We start from the raw sequence: 20204 nt of genomic DNA, 5'->3' as shown, positions 1-20204 counted from the left end.
TCTCTATGACGGCGATCGCCACTCCCAGACACCGAGTGTCGGTGGCGACCGCCCACGTCCACCAGGAGCTCGACGCCGTCAATCACGCGTCGGTGTGGTCGATGGACGCGTCCGAGACCGCCGCGACCCTCGTCGGCCTCGCGCGGGCGAGGGCGAGGCTCGCCGAGCTCGAAGCCAGAGTCGCGGCGCACGCCGACGACCTCCACGTGGGCCAGGACGTGGCCGCCTCGAGTGCCGCGAACTGGCTGGCGCACCAGACCAAGCAGACCCGCGCCGAGACCAACCGGACGGTGCGGCTCGGGCACGACCTCGAGCAGCACCCGCTCACTAGGGACGCGCTCGCCGCCGGCCGGGTCTGTGTCGACCAGGCCCGCGTCATCGTCCAGGCCGTCGACCGGCTCCCCGCCGAGGCGCGGTCCCGGGCCGAGCGGCACCTGCTCGCCGAAGCGGCCCACCACGACGCCAAGACCCTGCGCATCCTGGGCAAGCGGCTCCACGAGGTCATCGACCCCGACGCCGCCGACGCCCACGAGGCCGCCCTGCTGGAACGTGAGGAGGCTGCGGCGATGACGGCGTGCCGGCTCGCGCTCCACGACGACGGCCACGGCACCACCCACCTGCGCGGCCAGATCCCCACGTTCCACGGCGCCGCACTCCGCAAGATGCTCGCCGCGATCACCGCCCCCAAGCACCAACGTGCCACCAGGAGCGCCGGCGCGGAGCAGCTCCGCGGCCCCGACGCCATGGGGCAGGCGCTCTGCACGCTGATCGAGCGCTACCCGGTCACGCAGCTGCCCAAGCTGGGCGGCCTCAACGCCACCCTGGTCGTTACCATCACCGAGGACTCACTCCTGGGTCGCGTCGAGCAGGCCGGACTCCTGGACACCGGCGACCGCATCTCCCCCGGCGCCGCGCGGCGGCTGCTGTGCGAAGCCGGCGTCATCCCCGTCGTCCTGGGCGGTGACTCGACGCCGATCGACGTCGGGCGGGAGCGGCGCTTCCACCCGACGTACCACCGCATCGCGATCACGATCCGCGACCAGGGCTGCCGCGCCGAGGGCTGCGACCGCAAGCTCGGCCTCCACACCCACCACGAGACCCGGTGGGCCGACGGAGGGACCACCACCGTCGATCAGGGCATCAGCCTGTGCCCGTGGCACCACACCCGCATCCACGACACCACCTACGAGACCCGGATGCAGCCCACCGGCAAGGTCAGCTTCCACCGGCGGACGTAGAACGGAGATCTTGATCCACCAGGTGAATCAGAAACTCCGCTGGAACGCTCGCGCGCCCGACCGCAGGTCGGCGTCCTCCCGATAGGCGCCAACTGGGCGTGCGGGAGGAGCCGTCAAGGGCGCGAAGCGGCGAAGCGAACCCTTGACGGCGGAGGACGCACGCCCATCCTTGGCGCCCCGGGAGGACGACGACACCCACACGTTGAGTTTCGAGACAGGCGCTAGCGCGCCTTCCTCAACCACCGGCCCCGACCGCAGGTCGGCGTCCTCCCGATAGGCGCCAACTCGTCCGGAGGCGGCCGGGTCAAGGGCGGCGAAGCCGCCGTAGGGAACCCTTGACGCGGTCGACGGAGGACGAACAATGGCGCCCCCGGGGGAGGACGACGACACCCACGACGAGCGCCGTGTGCCTCAGGAACGCGCGTCGGTGGTGCGGTACTGGCCCCGGTAGAACAGCAGCGGGTCGGCATCGGAATCGGCATCGGCGACCAGGTCGAGGACGCGGCCGATGACGACGTAGTGGTCGCCGGCCTCGTGGACCGCGTGGATGGCGCAGTCGAGGTGGGCCAGGGCGCCCTCGAGCATCGGCGAGCCCGTCTCGGGGGCGGGCGTCCACTTCACGTCGGCGAACTTGTCGGTGCCCCGGCTGGCCATGATGTTGGACAGGTCGGCCTGGTCGGCGGCGAGGAAGTTGACGCAGAAGCGGCCCGAGCGCTGGATCAGCGGCCAGGCGCGGGAGCTCTTGGCGGGGATGAAGAGCACCAGCGGCGGGTCGAGGGAGACGCTGGAGAACGACTGGCAGGTCATGCCGACCGGCTCCCCGTTGCTGACCCCGGCGACGACGGTCACGCCGGAGGCGAAGCGGCCCAGCACGTCGCGGAAGAGCCGCGCCTGGGCGACCGCCTCCGGGTCGTCGTGGACGGCGACGTCCTCGCCGGGCCGGAACTCGAAGTCGATGTCCTGGTCACCCAGCCACGAGTTGATCAGCTCGGGGCTCGGCCAGGTGGCGCGGGCGTCCGGGCGCATCCCGTCGGGGACGTCGCGGCTGGGTTCCGGGGTCATGCCTTCGATGCTCTCACTGTGCGCCAGCACCGAAGTCGTGACCCCAGTAGGAGACGGCGGTCGACTCGCGCGCCACCCACCGACCGTCGTCCACGGTGAGCCCGTCGGTGCCGAACTCGACGTCGAAGCCGCCGGGCGACTTCACGTAGAACGAGATCATCTCGTCGTTCATGTGCCGGCCGAGCGTCGCCGACAGCGGCGCCTTGTGCTTCCGCACCCGCTCCAGCGCGCGGCCCACGTGGTCGAGCTCGTCGACCTCCAGCATGATGTGCACGCACTTCGACGGGTTCGGCATCGGCAGGAACGCGAGCGAGTGGTGCCTCGGGTTCACGCCGAGGAAGCGCAGCCACACCTTCGAGCCGGGCTCCTTGCCGACGAACTCCCCCGGCATGCTCATCGAGTCGCGCAGCCGGAAGCCGAGCACGTCGGCGTAGAACCGCAGCGCCTCGACGTCGTCGGTGACCGGCAGCACGATGTGGCCCATGCCCTGGTCGCCTGTGACGAACGTGGCGGCGTACGGCGTGACGACCGGCCGCGACTCGTAGGTGATGCCGTGGAAGAGCTCGAAGACGTTGTCGAACGGGTCGGTGAACCGGATCAGCTCCTGCACCCGGCGCTCGTCGAGCTCGTCCCGGGTGCCCTCCTCGAAGTCCACGCCGGCCTTCTGCAGGTGCTCGCGCGCCTCCTGGAGCGCCCGGTGGTCGGCGAGCTCCCAGCCCACGCACGACAGCTGGTCGACGTCGGAGGGGAAGACGACCAACCGGGCCGAGACCTCGTCGATCCGCCAGTACTGGTGGTCGGGGTTCGGGCCGCGGCCGGCAGCGAGGCCGAGCACCTTGCCGGCGAACGTCTCCCACTGCGACAGGTCGGTGCTGGCGACGCGCACGTAGCCCATGCTCTTGATGTCGATCGTCACGAGCGACTCCTTTCGACGTGACGCGCGAGGAACGCGGTCGAGATCTCCGCGAACTCCTCCGCCGCCTCGATCTGCGCCCAGTGCCCACAGTTCGGGAAGACGTGCAGCTGCGCCCTCGGGATCAGCTTGAGCGCGGTGAACGCGCCGTCCAGCGGGTTCACCCGGTCCTCGCGGCCCCACGTCAGCAGCGTGTGCTTGCGCAGGCGGTGCGCCTCGCGCCAGAGCATGCCGTCCTCGGCGGTCTCGGGGTTCCAGAAGGACATCCCCATCGAGCGCATCGCCTCGCGGGCGCCGGGCGCGGTCGCGTCCGCGAACCGCTCCTCGACGAGCTCGTCGGTGACGAGCTCCTGGTTGACGACCATCGTGGAGATGAACGCCCGCAGCGCCTCGCGCGTCGGGTTCGCGCCGAAGTCCATCAGCCGCTGGACGCCCTCGGTCGGGTCGGCGTGGAAGAGGTTGAGCGACAGCCCGCCGGGCCCCATGAGGATCAGCCGGCCGACGCGGTCGGGGTGGGTGAGCGCCAGGCGCATCGCCGTACCGCCGCCGAGGCTGTTGCCCAGCAGGTGGATCCGGTCGATGCCCAGCTCGTCGAGCAGCGCGACGACGTGGTCGGCCGCGTGCCGGTAGTAGTTGCCGACCACCTCAGGTTTGTCGGAGCCGCCGAAGCCGGGCTGGTCGACGAGCAGGGTGCGGAACGACGCGGCGAAGTGCGGCAGCGCGCGGCCGAAGTTCGACCACGCCGACGCACCCGGACCGCCGCCGTGGAGCATGACCAGCGGCAGCCCGCCGCCCACCTCGGTGGCCTGCCCGGCCTCGTAGTAGTTCAGCGTGATCCCGCCGGCCTTCGCCGACCGCTGGGCCGATTCCTTGGTGATCGTCACTCAGTACATCCCCGGGTCGACCTTGTGCCCGAACTCGTGCGCGCCGTACATCTGGAGCGCCCGCTCGGGGTCGTTGGCGGCGTGGACGCGGCCGGCGTGGGCGTCGCGCCAGGCACGCTGCAGGTAGGTGCCCTGGGCCAGGGCGCGGCCGCCGGACGCCTCGAAGAGCGAGTCGATCGCGTCGATCGCCCGCTGCGAGCCCAGCACCTGGTCGCGACGGACCTTGAGCCGCGTCTTGAGCGGGATCTTCTCGCCCTTGGCGACGTAGGCCTGCTCCTCGCGGATGTTGTTGACCAGCAGCGCCCACGCCGCGTCGATCTCCGAGGACGCCCTAGCGATCCGCACCGCCGCGAACGGGTCGAGCGACGCCTTCTCGCCGAGGTACGCCGCGCGGGTGCGCTTCTGCTGCATCTCGACGTGCTCCTCGTAGGCGCCCAGCGCCATGCCGATGATCGGCGTCGTGATGGTGCCGGTGAAGATCGAGTGGAAGGGCAGCTTGTAGAGGTCGGAGCCGTTCTGCTCCTGGCCGGGGCCGAAGCAGCGCCCGGTGTCGCCCATGCTGAGCGTGAACGCCTCGGGCACGAACACGTCGTCGACCACGATGTCGTTGGAGCCGGTCCCGGAGAGGCCGACCATGTGCCACACGTCGACGATCGTGTAGTTCTCGCGCGGCACCATGAAGGTCTTGAAGTCGACGACGTTGCCCTCAGCGTTGAAGACGAGGCCGCCCAGCAGCACCCACGAGCAGTGGTCGCAGCCCGAGGAGAAGCTCCACTTGCCCGAGAGCGTGTAGCCACCGTCGGTGACGGTCGCCTTGCCGGTCGGCGCGTAGGAGGAGCTCAACCGGGTGTTGGTGTCGGCGCCCCACACGGCCTGCTGCGCCTCGTCGGCGAACAGCGCGACCTGCCACGGGTGCACGCCGACGACGCTGGAGACCCAGCCGGTCGAGCCGCACGCGCCCGCGATGTCGCGGACGGCCGTGTAGAAGTCGACAGGGTCGGCCTCGAGGCCGTCGAACCGCTTCGGCTGGAGCAACCGGAAGAATCCGACCTCCTCCAGCTCCTTGATCGAGGCCTCGGGGACCACGCGAAGTCGCTCGGCCTCGTCGGCCCGCTCCCGGATGCCGGGGAGCAGGTCACGGACGCCGTCGAGAACAGCCTGGGACATCGCAACTCCTGTCACGTCAATGGACAGGACCGATACTAGAACACGTTCTCGTTTTGGTCGAGATGCCGACGCGCCGCTCCCCCGCGCTGACCACGCTTGCCGTGCCTCGACGCCGGGGAGCAGGATCCTCGGCGTGGCGACGTCCCGCAACACCCTCGTCAGACGCTGGGGAGGGCGCGCCGTCGGCCTGACGATCACCGGGGTCGGCCTCTACCTCGTGACGCCGGCGCTCATCACGATGTTCTCCGCGTGGCCACAGCTCGCGGATGTCGACGTCCCGTGGTTCTTCGTCCTGGCCGTGCTCCAGACGGGCCGGCTGGTGTCGCTGTGGTGGCTGACCAAGCTCGCGCTCGCGCCGGCCGACGCCCAGCCGGAGGTGCCTCGGGTCGGCTGGGGCACGACCGCGACCGCCCAGCTCGCCGGCAGCGCGGCCGCCAAGGTGCTGCCCGGAGGCGGAGCCGCCGGTGGGATGGTCCAGGCCAAGGTGCTCATCGACGCCGGGCAGCCTCCGACGGCGGTCGCCTCCGGCCTGACCGCGATCGGGCTGCTCAACAACGCCGTCCTCTTCCTGCTGCCGGTCCTCACGATCCCCGCTCTGCTCATCGGCCCACCGCCGGCCGAGCAGCTCCAACTCGGCCTGGTCGTGTCGGTCGTACTCGCCGCCGCGATCATCGCGATCGGGGTGACCGCCCTCGCCTGGCCCCGGCTGGTCGAGGCCACCGGCCGCGGGATCGGCCGGGTCCTGCACCTGGTGCGCCGCTCGGTGACCCCGGACGGTGTCGCCGTCGGCCTGCTGGCCCAGCGGCAGCGGATCGCCGACGCGTTCCGCGGCCGTTGGTGGCGGTCGGTGTTCGCGATGGCCGCCAGCCGGATGTTCGACTACGCGTCCCTGGTCGCCGCGCTCGTCGCCTTCGGGGCGGAGGTCCGGCCCGCGGAGGTGCTCCTCGCCTTCGTGGTCGCGCAGGCGCTGGCGATCGTGCCCATCACCCCGGGCGGCGTCGGCGTCGTGGACGTCGGCCTCACCGGCATGCTGGCCCTGGTCGGCGTCCCCACCGAGACAGCGGTGATCGCGGTGCTGCTCTACCGGCTGTTCTCGTTCTGGCTGCCCATCCCGATCGGCGCCTTCGCCTGGGCGGGCTGGCGGTTCTCGCGACGCTCCTGACGCGCCGAAGCGTATCTCCTCCACCGACGGGCGGCTCCTCCTGGCATCCGCACCTCGGCTGCGGCGACCTAGGAGACCACCATGGCTCAGCAGTACGACGAAGCACGCCGCCTCTATGTCGACGACGACCCCGACAGGTTCGCCCGCGTGGTGCGGCCCGCAGACCGCAACCGGTTCACCGGCGCGCAGCTCCCCCAGCTCGCGGCGACCGAGTTCCTCACCGAGAACGCCGACGTGGTCGGGGTGCAGCCCGAGTGGTTCTCCGGCGCCGCGCTCGGTGGCGCCGTGGCGCCGACCGACGTCGAGGACGACAGCCGCGACGGGTCCGAGATCGAGCTGCGGTTCGCAGGCGAGAAGCGGCAGTTCGACACGACGACCGTCGCCTACCAGCAGACCTGGCGCGGGATCCCGGTCTGGCGCTCCGGACTCACCGTCACGCTCCGGACCTCGCCGGCCAGGATCGGCAACGTCCACAACACGACGTACCCCCAGATCGACGTCGAGCTGCCGAGCCGCACCGACCTCAAGCGCGGCGTCACCGGCACCAGCGGCCTGATGCGCACGGCGTTCGACGTCGCGTTCACGCTGCGCTCGGCGAACACCCGCGACGACCGCAGGCAGGTGGAGGTCGTCAGCAACACCCTCGTGATCGCGCGGTACGACGCCGCTCGCCGGCTCAGCGACGAGGTCGAGCCGGCCACCGAGATCGGGCTGGCGTCGACGGCGCTGCCGTTCCCGTTCCCGGTCCCGCCGGTGACCGACGTGGCGGACGGCAGCTTCCGGCTCGCCCGCGAGATCGTGTTCCGCATCGTCTCGCCTCCTCGCGGGGTCGTGACGTGGATGGCGCTGCTCGACGTCGCGACCGGCGCGCTGCTGTGGCTGCGCCCGTTCGTCGCCGACGTCAACGGTCTGGTCTTCGCGGCCGACCCCGGGGACCTGAGCCCGGCGGTCGGCCCCAACGGCACCTCCGCCCAGCTCAACGTCCTGCGCAGCTCGGTGCCCCTGCAGGGACTCACCGCTCCGTCCGGCGGCGCCGAGCAGGCGCTCTCGGGCTCGTTCGTGAACGTCTCGGACTTCGAGCTCGCCGACGCCGACCCGCCGACCGAGGCGGTCGGGACGAACTTCGACTACGACGCCCGCAGCAACGACTTCGCGGCCGTCAACGCCTACGTGCACAACGACTGGTTCTTCCGGCTCGTCGACGGCATGGGGTTCACCGGCTACTTCGGTGGCACGTCGTTCCCGGTGCCGGTCGACCACCGCGGCCGCTTCGGCTCGACCGACGGGATCGAGATCAACGCCTCGTGCTCCGGGACCGGCACCGGTGGCATCGCCAACGTCGACTACGAGCTCGCCCACCTCGGCGACACGACCCACCCGATCGGCCTGGCGACCTCCAAGCGGGTCGTCCTCCACGAGCTCGGCGGGCACGGCATCCTCTACGACCACGTGAACTCGGCCAACTTCGGCTTCGCGCACTCGGCCGGCGACAGCTTCGCCGCGATCCTCTCCGACCCCGACAGCCAGGCGGCGGACCGGTTCTTCACCTTCCCCTGGGTCTCCGGCGTGATCAACCGGCGGCACGACCGCCCGGTCGGGGGCGGCTGGGCCTGGGGCGGCACCCAGGACACCGGCGGCTACAGCTCCGAGCAGATCCTGTGCACCTCGCACTTCCGCATCTACCGGAGCCTCGGCGGCGACTCCGCCAGCCCGGACCTCCGGCGCTTCGCGGCGCGCGTGACGGCGTACCTGATCCTGCGCGGTGTCTCGACGCTGACGCCCGCCACCAACCCGACGAACGTCAGCGCCTGGGTGAACGCGCTGCTGGCCGCCGACGCCGGCGACTGGACCAGTGAGGGGCTGGCCGGGGGTGCCTACGGCAAGGTCATCCGGTGGGCGTTCGAGAAGCAGGGCCTCTACCAGGCCCCCGGCGCGCCGACGCCGGTCACGCGCGAGGGACGACCGCCCGCTCAGGACGTCTACATCGACGACGGGCGGCACGGTGAGTACCAGCACCAGCCGGTCCACTGGGACTGCCAGAACATCTGGAACCGCCGGTTCGCCGACGACGGGACCGCCCACGAGGACCCGTGGCTGAACCGCACCAACTTCGCCTACACGCGGGTGCGCAACCGGGGCACGCAGACGGCGACGAACGTCGTCGTCCGCGCGTTCCACACCGACCCGGGCGCCGGGCTGACCTGGCCCGACGACTTCCAGTCGATGACCACGGCGCAGATCGCCGTCCCGGACATCCCGCCCGGCGGCGAGGTCATGGTCGGTCCGTTCGAGTGGACGCCGACGACGGCCGACCACGAGTGCCTGCTGATGATCGCCTCGTCGTCGGGCGACCCGAGCAACGTGGACGCGTTCGCGCCCGGCGAGTCGATCCCCGAGTGGCGCCTCGTGCCGCACGACAACAACATCGGCCAGCGCAACGTGCACCCGGTGCCCGCCGCGGGCGGCGCCGCCGGGATCGTCGCCGTGCTCGACGGACGGTCGTTCACCGTGCACAACCCCTTCGACCACCGGGCCCGCGTCACCCTCGACGTGACGCTTCCGCCCGTCCTGGTGAAGAAGGGCTGGTCGGTGCAGGTCGTCGGCAAGGGCGGCCAGGCGTTCAGCCTCGCCGCAGGTGCCAGCCGGCGGGTCACGCTGTCCGTCGTCCCGGGAGGCGAGGTCACCGCGGCCGAGGTGGCGAGCAGCGACCGGCGCGATGTCGTGGTCAGCGTGCACGGCGACGGGATCCTGCTGGGCGGCATGAGCTACCGCCTCGACCCCGACCGGAACGAGCCGCTGCCCCAGGAGGACGCGCACGCCGACTGCGGCTGCGGCGGCGGGGACCGCTGCCGGCACGCGGCACGGGAGCTGCTGCGGTGCCTCGACCTGCCCGGCGGAAAGGTCACGGACGTCCGGGTGCGACGGATCGGACTCGACGTGGAGCTGGGCGGGGACTGCTGAGGCGAGCGCGGTGGCCCCTGGCCACCGCGCCGTTCTCGCCCTGAGTCGCGACGCCTCGCTTCGGTCGGTTGAGAGGCTGGTCGGGTGGAGGTCCTGCCCGACATCGTCGCCCCGGAGCCGGTGATCGTCTTCTGCGGTCTGGCGGGCGCCGCCAGCACCAAGCTGCGCGACCACTACTACGAGACGCCGGGGAACAGCTTCTGGCAGTCGCTGCACCTCAGTGGCCTGTCGTCGCGCCAGCTGCGACCCGACGAGGATCGGATCGTCGCCGACCTCGGCCTGGGGCTCACCGACCTCGTCGGTCACTGGGACCCGCGCTGGGTCGAGATCGACGCACTGGTCGAGAAGCTCGGGCGCTGGCAGCCCGAGTGGATCGCGTTCACCAGCAAGGGGGTCGCACACGAGGCGGCGCGCGCGCTCGGCGTACGACGCCCCGGGCTCGGTCCCGTCGACTGGCACCTCGGTCCCGCCCAGGTGTTCGTGCTGCCCGGCGTCAGCGGGGCCAACCAGCGCAGGGACTACGACGGCCGTCCGAACCGCCTCTCCTGGTGGCGCGACCTCGCGGGAATGGTCGACGGCGACCCCCGGTTGCGGCCTACGTGAGCCATCTCTTCACCCCGATCACCCTTCGCAGCGTCACGATCCGCAACCGCATCTGGGTGGCGCCGATGTGCCAGTACTCCGCGGTCGAGGGCGTCCCGAACGACTGGCACCTGGTCCACCTGGGCTCCTTCGCCCGCGGCGGAGCGGGCCTCGTCATCACCGAGGCGACGGCGGTGGAGCCCGAGGGCCGGATCTCGCCGGAGGACACCGGCCTCTGGAACGCCGAGCAGCAGGCGGCGTGGGGCCGGATCGTCGACTTCGTGCACGGCCAGGGCGCGACAGCGGGCATCCAGCTGGCGCACGCCGGCCGGAAGGCCTCGACGTACTCCGGCTTCGCCGGCCGGCGCGGCGGCGTCGCGGACGCCGACGGCGGCTGGCGCCCGGTCGGCCCCTCGCCCGTGCCCTTCCCGGGCCTGAGGGAGGACCCCGAGCCGCTCGATGCCGACGGCATCGGGCGGGTCGTGACCGCCTTCGGCGACGCGGCCGAGCGGGCGGTCGCGGCCGGCTTCGACGTCATCGAGGTGCACGCGGCGCACGGCTACCTGCTCCACGAGTTCCTCTCCCCGCTCTCGAACCACCGCGACGACGAGTACGGCGGCAGCTTCGACAACCGGGTGCGCCTCGTCCTCGAGGTCGTGCGCGAGGTCCGCTCGCGGGTCGGGGCCGGCCTCCCCCTGGTCGTCCGCCTCTCCGCGACCGACTGGAGCGAGGGCGGCTGGGACGCCGACCAGACGGTCCGGCTCGCCGCGCAGCTGCGCGCGGAGGGCGTCGACCTCGTCGACACCTCCAGCGGCGGCAACGTGCTCGCCGACATCCCGACCGACCCGGGCTACCAGGTGCCGTTCGCCCGGCGCATCCGCACCGAGGCGGGCATCCCCGCGGGGGCGGTCGGTCTGATCACCGAGCCCAAGCAGGCCGAGGACATCCTCGCCGACGGCTCGGCCGACGTGGTGCTCCTCGGGCGCGAGCTGCTGCGCGACCCGCACTGGCCGCTGCGCGCGGCGTACGAGCTCGGCGAGACCGACACCGACCTGTGGCCGGTGCAGTACCGCCGGGCTGCCCGCTGACCGCCTCCGGAGTGCAGACTGGCCCTGAGAGTGCTCCGACGCCGGTCGCAGGAGGTGCCGTGACGAGGCAGGTGGCCGCGTGAGCTGGTGGGCGGCGGCCGTCGCACTCGCCTCGGCCGTGGCCGCGGGCTGGTCGACCGCCCTCATGCACTACGGCGCCTCGGGCGCGGAGCGGGGCGCCCGCGCCGCCGCCCTGGCCCGTCACGTGCTGGCCGAGTGGCGGTGGCGGCTCGGCGTCGCGGCGTCCCTCCTCGGTCTCGCCCTCCACGCCGTCGCGCTGCACCTGGGCTCGCTCACGCTGGTCCAGCCGCTCGCCGTGACCGCGCTCTTCTTCGCCATGGTCTTCCGCGACCTGCTCGACCACCGGGCACCGCCACGCCGCACCGTCGTGTGGGGTGCGATCACCGCGGTCGGGCTGGGACTGTTCCTGGTCGGGGCGGGCCCGACCGGCGGCGACGACCAGCCGGACGGGCGGGCGGCCGCCCTGCTGCTCGGACTCGGCGCCGCGGGCGCCGCGGTGGCGCTCCGTGCCGCCGCGCGCTTCCCGGTGCACGGCGGTCTGCTGCTGGGGACGGCCGGAGGGATCGTCTTCGGCCTGATGGCCGGGGCGATCAAGTCCACGACCAGCGTCTGGAGCGCCGGGGGCGAGCTCCTGATGAGCTGGCCGCTCTACGCGATGGTCGCCGTCGGTGTCACCGGCTTCCTGCTCAACCAGCACATCTACAACCGGACCCGGCTGCCCGAGTCGCTGCCGATGCTGAACCTGGTGAACCCACTCGTCGCGCTGACGTTCGGGGTCGTCGTGTTCGCCGAGCGCCCGAGCGGGACGGCGCTCTCCCTCGCGCTGGAGTGCGGCGGACTCGCCGTGGTGCTGACCGGGGTCTTCGTGCTCGGTCGCACCGCGGACGACGGCCCGCAGAGGAGCGCGATCGGTGTGGAGCCGGCGCGGGAACGACGGGCGTGAGGCGTCAGTCGCCGAACCAGACGAGCCCGTCGGCTCCCCAGGCGAGGGCCAACCCGATGAGGAAGACCGCCGCCAGCGCCAGGGTCAGCAGGGAGGAGCGCCGCTCCGAGGCGCCCAACGTCCTGCCGTGCAGCACCAGGGCGCTCGCGCCGGCGTACGCCGCCAGCCCGGCTGCGACGGGGCCGAGGAACACGGTCGCGACGGCGCCCAGCATCCACAGCGCGTCGAGCCCTGCTGGCAGTGGGAGGTCGGGGTTCCGCTCCGGCAGCAGCACGAACAGCACGAGTGCGACGTCGGTCGCGACCACGACACCGACGGTCAGCTGGGCGTCGGTGATCCGCGGGCGGGTTGTCGGGTACGAGCCGGACACCCCAGCAGCGTGACAGTTCCGCTGGGGGTTGGGAAGGCTCGGTGGCTACCGCCGCACGGCGCGCAGCACCCTGATCCTGATGGTCTCGGACGCCGGCGCGGTGGCGCTGTCTCCCAGGTAGCTCACCGTCGCCCGGACGGTGCCGGCCTTCGCGAACCGCGCGATCCGGACGGTGGCCGTGCCGTTCCGCAGGTGGCCGAGGTAGGTCCTGGTGCCGACCTTGACCTTGACGGCGCCGGTGGGGGTGGGGCCGGTCGCGCTGACGACCACCGCGAGCCTGGCCCTCGTCGTCCGGGCGACGACCCGCTTCGGCCGGACCTTGGCCACGATCTTCGCGGGCGCCTTCTCCACGACGGGCGGGCTGGGGAGGGCGGAGCCGCCGCCACCTGCGGCCGGCGCCGCCAGGACGCTGATCGGCAGCCGGACGGTGGTGCCGGTCGTGGTGCCGGCGATGGCGAGGATCGCCGGGCCGGGCGGCGCGTCGACGGGGATGGCGGTGCGCACCGCGGCCGCCCCCTGGTCGTCGACCGGGAACGCGCCCAGTGCCCGGCCACCCAGGCTCACCTGCACTGAGGTGTCCCTCGGGTCCGAGGGTGCCGAGAAGGCCAGCGCGCTCAGGTCGACGGCGACCGCCTCGCCGGCGGCGTACGACGCGCGCGCCCCACCCGGGAACGCGACCCCGACCGCGTGGTGGGTGACGTCGGGCCGGAGCGGGCTGCTGCCTGCTGTGATGCCGGCGACCGCCTCGAGGTACGCCGCGAGCGCGTCCTGGCCGGTCAGCCCCGTGTCGTGCGGCGCTCCCCCGCCCAGGGCCAGCGACCCCGTCGCCACGACCTCGTAGCTGGCCACCGGGTCGACCGCCGTGCCGTCGAGCCAGAGGCCCGTCACCCGTGAGCCCGCGGCCGCGGTCGGGTCGAAGGTGTAGGAGAGCCCGGCCGACGTGCCGAGCCGCGCCGACAGGCCCTGCCACTGCTGCTCCAGGACGCCGCGCACCTGCTGCCCGGTCAGCGTGGTCGTGACCAACGTGTCGTCGGAGGGCAGCACGGACGCCGCCTCCTGCTGGGTGACCGTGGCGGGGTAGCCGCCGGCGCGGCCGACCAGGTCGGCGCCGAGGTCCTCCGGGTGCACGAACGCGATCCGCGCGCCGCTCGCCCACCGCTCCGCCTCCGCCACCAGGTTGCCCAGGGACGACTCGCCGGCCGGGCTGACGGCCCGGCGCGCCGGCGCCGCGATCCTGCCGAGCTCGACGCCGGGTTGGACCTCGATGTCCTTGAAGTCGACGCCGTTCCCGACCGAGTTGTTCTCGAGGCCGACGTGGCCGGTCGTGGAGATGGCGCCCGGCGGGTCGAAGGAGCTCACCAACGTGCCGTTGAGCAGGACGCGGATCCGCGCGGCCGTGACCTGGACCGTGTAGGTGTTCCACTCACCGACCGGCTTCAGCGCCCTGGCGACGGCCGCGGCGTCGGCCGGTCGCGCCGTGCCGCCGGTAGGCACGATCGCCCCGGTGCCGGTGCCGATCGGGATGCGGAACCCGCCGACGGGGTCGGCACCGCTGCGGCTGCTCGAGGCGAGGTAGACGCTCGACTGCCGATCGCTCGCGGGGAGCCGCCAGTCGAGCTGCAGCGTGTAGTCGCCGGTCTGCTGCTGGAGGTACCAGGTCGCGCCGCGGCCGCCGAGCCCGCGGATGAAGCAGCCGGTCTGCCGGCCGAAGCCACCGGCGCCGGCCTTGCGCCAGCGGTCGAGGGAGTCGAAGGTGCCGTCGAACATCGGCGTGTAGCCGGGATCGGTCGGAGCCGCGGCGCACGGGTCGGGCGCGGTGCCGCCGACCTGGATGGCGTCGAAGTTGAGGCGGCAGAAGTCCGTGGCCCGGTCGCACTGGATCGCGATGGTGTTGGCGCCCTTGTCGAGCACCACGTCGTACCTGACGAAGCGCCAGGTCTCCCAGTCGGTGTAGCTCGTCATCGGCAGGGTCATCAGCTGGCGGGCCCCACCGTTGGTCAGGAGCCCCATCGAGCGGGTGACGTTCTCGTCCGGACCGAGCGGACCAGCGGCGTAGCGCACGTAGACGGGGTAGACGCCGGCCGCCGGTGCGGTCACGCTCATCGTCGACGTCATCCCGGTCTCACGGAACGTGTAGGACCCGGTGCCCGAGAAGTTGCCGTGGTCGCCGGAGTTGAAGGCGGGGCCGCCGCTGAGCAGACCGTTCTCGACCTCGACCCACGCGATCACGTCGCCGCCGACCGCTGCCGTCGCGGGCTGCACGACCACGGCACCGACCGCGGTGAGGAGCAGGGTCAGGGCGGAGAGGCAGGCGCGAGCGGGCCTCGAGAGCACGGTCATGGGGCCAGAACGTAGGGCGGCGGTCACACAGAGTCAAGAACTGTGTCCAGATTCGTGAATCCCTCACCATGATGGTTCACATATCCGAATCCCTCAGGAGTTCGCCTCGAGCTTCTCCTGCTCCGCCTTGAGCATCAGCGCGATGTCGATGAGCTGGTCCTCCTGGCCGCCGATCAGCTTGCGGCGCCCGGCCTCGAGCAGGATCTTCGCGCCGGAGACGCCGTAGCGGTCGGCCGCGTTGCCGGCGTGCTTGAGGAACGACGAGTAGACGCCGGCGTACCCCATCATCAGCGTCATCCGGTCCAGCTGGCACTCCTCGGGCATCGCTGGCCTGATGACGTCCTCGGACGCGTCGACGATCTGCAGGAAGTCGATCCCCGTGGTCCAGCCGAGCTTGTCGCAGACCCCCACGAACGCCTCCAGCGGCGTGTTGCCGGCGCCGGCGCCGAAGCGGCGCACCGACCCGTCGATCTGCGTCGCGCCGGCTCGCGCGGCGATGATCGTGTTGGCGACGCCGAGACCGAGGTTCTCGTGGCCGTGGAAGCCGACGTCGGCCTGCGAGCCGATCTCGGCGACCACCGCGGAGACCCGGTCGGCGGTCTGCTCCATGATCAGCGCACCGGCCGAGTCGACGACGTAGACGCACTGGCAGCCCGCGTCGACCATGATCCGCGCCTGCTTGGCCAGCACCTCGGGCGGCTGGGTGTGGGACATCATCAGGAACCCGACGGTCTCCAGGCCCAGCTCGCGCGCGAGCCCGAAGTGCTGGATCGACACGTCGGCCTCGGTGCAGTGGGTCGCGATCCGGCAGATCTGCCCACCGTTGTCCTGTGCCGCCCGGATGTCGTCCTTGGTCCCGACGCCCGGCAGCATCAGGAACGCGATCTTCGCGCGCTTCGCGGTCTCGGCCGCGATCCTGATCAGCTCCTGCTCCCAGGTCTTCGAGAACCCGTAGTTGAAGGACGAGCCGCCGAGGCCGTCGCCGTGCGTCACCTCGATGACCGGTACGCCGGAGGCGTCCAGCGCCTCGACGATGTCGTGGCACTCCTGCGCGGTGAACTGGTGCCGCTTGTGGTGCGACCCGTCCCGCAGGCAGGTGTCGGTCAGGCGCAGGTCCAGCGTGCCCCACGGGTCGTCGCCGTGGGTGCCGGACCAGGTGCGAGTGAGGGCGTTGATGTCGCTCATGCGAGCACGCTCCCCTGGATCGATCGGGCGATGTTCTCGCCCACCTGCGTGGCGGCGGCGGTCATGATGTCGAGGTTGCCGGAGTAGGGCGGCAGGTAGTCGCCCGCGCCCTCGACCTCGACGAAGATCGAGACCTTCGTCTGGCCGCGGGTGGCCGGCGACGGGTCGTCGATCTGCGGCTCCTGGAGCAGCCGGTAGCCCGGCACGTACTCCTGGACCGCCTTCTCCATCGCGAAGACACTAGCTACGATCGCGTCGCGGTCGGCGTCCGGCGCGACCGCGCAGAAGATCGTGTCGCGCATGATCATCGGCGGCTCGGCCGGGTTGAGGATGATGATCGCCTTGCCCTCCGCCGCTCCTCCGATCTCGGTCACCCCGGCAGCGGTCGTGCGGGTGAACTCGTCGATGTTGGCGCGCGTCCCCGGCCCCGCCGAGACCGACGAGACCGACGCGACGATCTCGGCGTACGACACTCCCCCGAACGGCTGGGCCGCCCGCGACACCGCGGCCACCATCGGGATCGTGGCCTGCCCACCGCAGGTGATCATGTTGACGTTCATCGCGCCGACGTGCTCCTGGCCGTTGACCGGCGGGATCACGGCCGGACCGACCGCTGCCGGAGTCAGGTCGACGGCGCGGATGCCGGCCTCCTCGTAGCGCGGTGCGTACTCGCGGTGCACGTACGCCGAGGTCGCCTCGAAGATCAGGTCCGGCAGCACGTCGTGCTTCAGCAACCAGTCCACGCCCTCGTGCGACGCCTCCAGTCCCTTCTCCGAGGCGAGCCGCAGCCCCTCCGATGACGGGTCGACCCCGATCATCCAGCGAGGTTCGATCACCTCCGAACTCAACAGCTTGTACATCAGGTCGGTGCCGATGTTGCCCGGCCCCACGATGGCTGCTGTCAGCTTGGACATCTGATCACTCCTCGAAGGTGACGCTGAGCGGCGCGAAGCCGCTGATGGTCGCGACGACCCGGTCCCCCGGGGCGAACGGCACGAACGGGCCCAGGGCCCCGGACAGGATCAGGGCGCCGGCGCGCAGCGGGTCGCCGAAGCGCTGCGCCTGGACGGCCAGCCAGCGCAGCGCCTCCAGGGGGTCGCCGAGGCAGGCGGCGCCGGTGCCGGCCGAGCGCTCCTCGCCGTTGATCTCCAGCGACATCGTCACGTCGCGCGGCTCGAGCTCCTCGAGCGTGCGACCGTCCGTGCCGACGACGAAGAGCCCGCTGGAGGCGTTGTCGGCGACCGTGTCGGTGAAGCCGATCGCCCAGTCGGCGATGCGGGAGTCGACGATCTCCAACGCCGGCAGGGCGACGTCGACGGCGTCGCGGACCGCCTCCAGCGTGATCTCGTCGTCGTCGATGTCGCGGGCCAGGCGGAACGCCACCTCTCCCTCGACCCGCGGCTGCAACAGCGTGCGCATGGAGATCGGGTCGTCGCTGCTGACGTCCATGACGTCGAGGAGGTAGCCGAAGTCCGGCTGGTCGACGCCGAGCTGGTCCTGCACGGCCTTCGAGGTCGCACCGATCTTGCGGCCCACGACGACCGCGCCGCGTTCGAGCCGGCCCTGCACGAGGCCCTGCTGGACGGCGTAGGCCGCCGCGAGGTCGTCGGTGCCGATCAGGTCGCGCACCGGGGCGCACGGCACCCGGGTCTCCTGCGCCTGTGCGAGCCGCGCCACGGCAGCCGAGATCGAGTCCTGGGAGGTCACGGGGTCGATAGTAGAACCTGTTACAGTTTCTCGCCATGACGCCCCCCCTCTCGGCCGCGCACCCGGCCGCGCTTCCGGAGAGCGTCGACGTCGTGGTGGTCGGCGCGGGTGGCGCCGGCATGACCGCCGCGCTCGCCGCCAAGAAGCGCGGGCTGGAGACGGTGCTGATCGAGAAGAGCTCCTACTTCGGCGGGTCGACGGCGCGCAGCGGCGGCGGCGTCTGGATCCCCAACAACTCGGCGCTGAAGAGGGCGGGCCAGTCCGACGATCCCGAGCTCTCGCGCACCTACCTCGACTCGATCGTCGGCGACGTGGTGCCGAAGGAGCGCCGCGACACCTACCTCGCACGCGGCCCCGAGGCGCTGGACTTCATCCACGAGCACACGCCGGTGCGCTTCACCTGGGTGCCGCAGTACTCCGACTACCACCCCGAGGCGCCGGGTGGCCGCGCCGCGGGCCGCTCCTGCGAGCCGGTGCCGATGGACGCGCGCTTCCTCGGCGACGAGCTGAAGCGGCTGCACCCGCAGTACACCAAGGCTCCGGCGAACCTGATCGTGACGCAGGCCGACTTCCGGAAGATCAGCCTCGGCCTGCGCACGCTGCGTGGCCCGGCGACCATGGCCAAGATCTTCCTGCGCCGGCTGGTCGCGATGGTGCTCGGGCGCAAGATGTTCGCGATGGGCAACGCGATCGCGATCGGGCTGCGCCAAGGCCTCGTCGACGCGGACGTGCCGGTCCACTACGACACCGAGCTCACCGACCTGGTCCTCGAGGAGGGCCGCGTCGTCGGCGTCCGGGTGCGCCAGGGGGACGACGAGCGGGTCCTCCGCGCGCGACGCGGCGTGATCCTCGGCAGCGGCGGCTTCGAGCGCAACCTCGAGATGCGCGAGAAGTACCAGCCGCAGCCGACGTCGGTCGACTGGACGACCGGCTCGGAGTTCAACACCGGCGGGGGCATCCTCGCCGGCATCGCCGCCGGCGCGCAGGTCGACCTGATGGACGACTCCTGGTGGGGTCCGACGATCCCGCTGCCGTCCGGCCCGTGGTTCGCGCTGGCCGAGCGCAACCTGCCCGGCTCGATCATCGTCAACCAGGCCGGGCATCGCTACATGAACGAGGCGCTGCCGTACGTCGAGGCCGTGCACGCCATGTACGACGGCGAGGCCACCGGCGTCGGGCACGTCCCGAGCTGGATGATCATCGACCAGCGCTACCGCAACCGCTACGTCTTCGCCGGGCTCTTCCCGCGCCAGCCCTTCCCCGGCCGCTGGTACAAGATCGGCACGATCAGGAAGGCGTCCTCCATCGAGGCGCTCGCCGCCGAGATCGAGGTCCCGGCCGAGGCGCTGCGCGCGACCGTCGACCGCTTCAACGGCTTCGCGCAGGCCGGCGTCGACGAGGACTTCCACCGCGGCGAGTCGGCCTACGACAAGTACTACTCCGACCCGACGGTGAAGCCGAACCCGTCGCTGCACGCCATCGACGAGGGCCCGTTCTACGCCGTCAAGATCGTGCCGGGCGACCTCGGCACGAAGGGCGGCCTGGTCACCGACGAGCGGTCGCGGGTGCTGCGCGCCGACGGGTCCGTGATCCCCGGCCTCTACGCCGCCGGCAACTGCTCGTCGGCGGTCATGGGCCACACGTACGCCGGCCCGGGCGCCACCATCGGCCCCGCCCTGACCTTCGGCTACCTCGCCGCCGAGACCATCGCGCAGGAGTCCTGATGCCCATCGACCCCGACGTCGCCATCGGCGCCGAGCTCGGCACGGTCGACTTCTCGTGGACCGAGAGCGACGTGCTGCTCTACCAGCTCGCGCTCGGCGCGACCGACCTCTCCTACACCCTGGAGACCGCTGGCCTCCAGGTGCTGCCGTCGTTCGGTGTCGTCGCGCCGACGTTCCACGCCAGCGACCCGCCGCCGCTCGACCTGCCGGGGTGCGACATCAACCTCGCCCAGGTCGTGCACGGGTCTCAGTCGATCTCCGTGGCCGGGCCGATACCCCCGTGCGGCTCGGCCACGGTCACCACCCGGATCAGCGACATCTGGGACAAGGGCAAGGCCGCGGTCATCTGGCAGGAGGGCACCGCCTGCTCGCCCGAGGGCCAGCGGCTGTGGACCACCAGGTCGTCGATCTTCGTGCGCGGCGAGGGCGGCTGGGGCGGCGAGCGCGGCTCATCGGAGCCGGTCGAGGTCCCTGAGCGCGCGCCCGACACGGACACGACGTACGACGTGTGGCCGCAGCAGGCGCTGCTCTACCGGCTCTGCGGCGACCGCAACCCGCTGCACGCGGACCCGGAGTTCGCGAAGGCGGCGGGCTTCCCGGCACCGATCCTGCACGGGCTGTGCTCCTACGGCATCGTCCTGCGGACCCTCACCGAGGAGCTGCTCGGCGGCGACGCGACGCGGGTGGCCGGGTTCGCGGTGAAGTTCGCCGGCGTCGTCTTCCCCGGCGAGACGATCCGCGTGCGGGGGTGGCGTGAGGGCGACCGGATCGTCGCGTCGGCCACCGTGGCCGGTGGCGAGCGCGACGGCGCACCGGTGCTCGGCGACGTGCTCCTCGACACCTTCTGAGCGGTTCCT

Annotated in this window: 17 protein-coding genes; 8 read left to right on the top strand and 9 right to left on the bottom strand. The window is 72.0% G+C overall.

Features of this window, described 5'->3' with window-relative positions; genetic code table 11:
* The first annotated feature begins 41 nt into the window (after positions 1-41).
* A complete protein-coding gene (locus HZF07_RS02650) occupies positions 42-1238 on the top strand; it encodes an HNH endonuclease signature motif containing protein (RefSeq protein WP_309504312.1) in 1197 nt (398 codons plus the stop codon).
* A 411-nt stretch (positions 1239-1649) separates the two neighbouring features.
* Here the strand turns inward: HZF07_RS02650 and HZF07_RS02645 are convergent, their stop codons facing one another.
* The 4 genes from HZF07_RS02645 to hsaA are packed head-to-tail and all read right to left on the bottom strand — an operon-like array spanning position 1650 to position 5264.
* Entirely contained in the window at positions 1650-2300 is a 651-nt protein-coding gene (locus HZF07_RS02645; protein WP_232523713.1) for a flavin reductase family protein, read from the bottom strand.
* Positions 2301-2313: 13 nt separating this feature from the next.
* A complete protein-coding gene (gene hsaC / locus HZF07_RS02640) occupies positions 2314-3216 on the bottom strand; it encodes an iron-dependent extradiol dioxygenase HsaC (protein WP_309504309.1) in 903 nt (300 codons plus the stop codon).
* Positions 3213-4097, bottom strand: a complete 885-nt coding sequence (gene hsaD, locus HZF07_RS02635; RefSeq protein WP_181644681.1) for a 4,5:9,10-diseco-3-hydroxy-5,9,17-trioxoandrosta-1(10),2-diene-4-oate hydrolase — start codon at positions 4095-4097, stop codon at positions 3213-3215. Before hsaD ends, hsaC begins: the two co-directional genes overlap by 4 nt.
* A complete protein-coding gene (gene hsaA / locus HZF07_RS02630) occupies positions 4098-5264 on the bottom strand; it encodes a 3-hydroxy-9,10-secoandrosta-1,3,5(10)-triene-9,17-dione monooxygenase oxygenase subunit (RefSeq protein WP_157346775.1) in 1167 nt (388 codons plus the stop codon). It abuts the gene before it with no gap.
* A gap of 133 nt (positions 5265-5397) precedes the next feature.
* Here hsaA and HZF07_RS02625 point away from each other — a divergent pair, with 133 nt between their 5' ends.
* From HZF07_RS02625 to HZF07_RS02605, 5 genes are all read left to right on the top strand, one after another.
* A complete protein-coding gene (locus HZF07_RS02625; RefSeq protein WP_157346773.1) occupies positions 5398-6426 on the top strand; it encodes a lysylphosphatidylglycerol synthase transmembrane domain-containing protein in 1029 nt (342 codons plus the stop codon).
* A gap of 81 nt (positions 6427-6507) precedes the next feature.
* Entirely contained in the window at positions 6508-9387 is a 2880-nt protein-coding gene (locus tag HZF07_RS02620) for a hypothetical protein (RefSeq protein WP_157346771.1), read from the top strand.
* 84 nt (positions 9388-9471) lie between these two features.
* Positions 9472-9990 (top strand): mismatch-specific DNA-glycosylase, encoded by a 519-nt coding sequence (locus tag HZF07_RS02615; protein WP_181644680.1) that lies wholly within the window; start codon positions 9472-9474, stop codon positions 9988-9990.
* Positions 9987-11057: an NADH:flavin oxidoreductase/NADH oxidase gene (locus tag HZF07_RS02610; protein WP_181644679.1), complete on the top strand. Its 1071-nt coding sequence runs from the start codon at positions 9987-9989 to the stop codon at positions 11055-11057. The genes HZF07_RS02615 and HZF07_RS02610 overlap by 4 nt, the downstream gene beginning before the upstream one ends.
* A gap of 79 nt (positions 11058-11136) precedes the next feature.
* A complete protein-coding gene (locus tag HZF07_RS02605; RefSeq protein ID WP_157346769.1) occupies positions 11137-12021 on the top strand; it encodes a DMT family transporter in 885 nt (294 codons plus the stop codon).
* A gap of 4 nt (positions 12022-12025) precedes the next feature.
* On the opposite strand, the gene HZF07_RS02600 is transcribed toward HZF07_RS02605, so the two are convergent.
* The 5 genes from HZF07_RS02600 to HZF07_RS02580 form a co-directional block, all read right to left on the bottom strand.
* Positions 12026-12391: a hypothetical protein gene (locus HZF07_RS02600; RefSeq protein ID WP_157346767.1), complete on the bottom strand. Its 366-nt coding sequence runs from the start codon at positions 12389-12391 to the stop codon at positions 12026-12028.
* A 45-nt stretch (positions 12392-12436) separates the two neighbouring features.
* A complete protein-coding gene (locus HZF07_RS02595) occupies positions 12437-14731 on the bottom strand; it encodes a 5'-nucleotidase C-terminal domain-containing protein (protein ID WP_157346765.1) in 2295 nt (764 codons plus the stop codon).
* A gap of 93 nt (positions 14732-14824) precedes the next feature.
* Complete coding sequence (dmpG, locus tag HZF07_RS02590) at positions 14825-15916, bottom strand: 4-hydroxy-2-oxovalerate aldolase (RefSeq protein WP_157346763.1); 1092 nt, start codon at positions 15914-15916, stop codon at positions 14825-14827.
* Positions 15913-16830 (bottom strand): acetaldehyde dehydrogenase (acetylating), encoded by a 918-nt coding sequence (locus HZF07_RS02585; protein ID WP_157346761.1) that lies wholly within the window; start codon positions 16828-16830, stop codon positions 15913-15915. The genes dmpG and HZF07_RS02585 overlap by 4 nt, the downstream gene beginning before the upstream one ends.
* A 4-nt stretch (positions 16831-16834) precedes the next feature.
* Positions 16835-17623: a 2-keto-4-pentenoate hydratase gene (locus HZF07_RS02580; protein ID WP_181644678.1), complete on the bottom strand. Its 789-nt coding sequence runs from the start codon at positions 17621-17623 to the stop codon at positions 16835-16837.
* Between the two features lie 35 nt (positions 17624-17658).
* Between HZF07_RS02580 and kstD the strand changes: the two genes are divergently transcribed.
* Positions 17659-19347, top strand: a complete 1689-nt coding sequence (kstD, locus tag HZF07_RS02575) for a 3-oxosteroid 1-dehydrogenase (protein WP_157346759.1) — start codon at positions 17659-17661, stop codon at positions 19345-19347.
* Complete coding sequence (locus tag HZF07_RS02570; protein ID WP_157346756.1) at positions 19347-20195, top strand: MaoC/PaaZ C-terminal domain-containing protein; 849 nt, start codon at positions 19347-19349, stop codon at positions 20193-20195. The genes kstD and HZF07_RS02570 overlap by 1 nt, the downstream gene beginning before the upstream one ends.
* The last annotated feature ends 9 nt before the right edge of the window (positions 20196-20204 follow it).

The organism is Nocardioides agri, assembly GCF_013778305.1.
GTDB lineage: Bacteria > Actinomycetota > Actinomycetes > Propionibacteriales > Nocardioidaceae > Nocardioides > Nocardioides agri.
This window is presented reverse-complemented; position numbering and strand designations above follow the sequence as displayed.

Bases quoted from the DNA above. Each gene is read 5' to 3' on its own strand.
- kstD (WP_157346759.1), top strand. From the start codon at position 17,659: ATGACGCCCCCCCTCTCGGCCGCGCACCCGGCCGCGCTTCCGGAGAGC.
- dmpG (WP_157346763.1), bottom strand. From the start codon at position 15,916: ATGAGCGACATCAACGCCCTCACTCGCACCTGGTCCGGCACCCACGGC.
- HZF07_RS02585 (WP_157346761.1), bottom strand. From the start codon at position 16,830: ATGTCCAAGCTGACAGCAGCCATCGTGGGGCCGGGCAACATCGGCACC.
- HZF07_RS02645 (WP_232523713.1), bottom strand. From the start codon at position 2,300: ATGACCCCGGAACCCAGCCGCGACGTCCCCGACGGGATGCGCCCGGAC.
- hsaA (WP_157346775.1), bottom strand. From the start codon at position 5,264: ATGTCCCAGGCTGTTCTCGACGGCGTCCGTGACCTGCTCCCCGGCATC.
- HZF07_RS02570 (WP_157346756.1), top strand. From the start codon at position 19,347: ATGCCCATCGACCCCGACGTCGCCATCGGCGCCGAGCTCGGCACGGTC.
- HZF07_RS02620 (WP_157346771.1), top strand. From the start codon at position 6,508: ATGGCTCAGCAGTACGACGAAGCACGCCGCCTCTATGTCGACGACGAC.
- HZF07_RS02595 (WP_157346765.1), bottom strand. From the start codon at position 14,731: ATGACCGTGCTCTCGAGGCCCGCTCGCGCCTGCCTCTCCGCCCTGACC.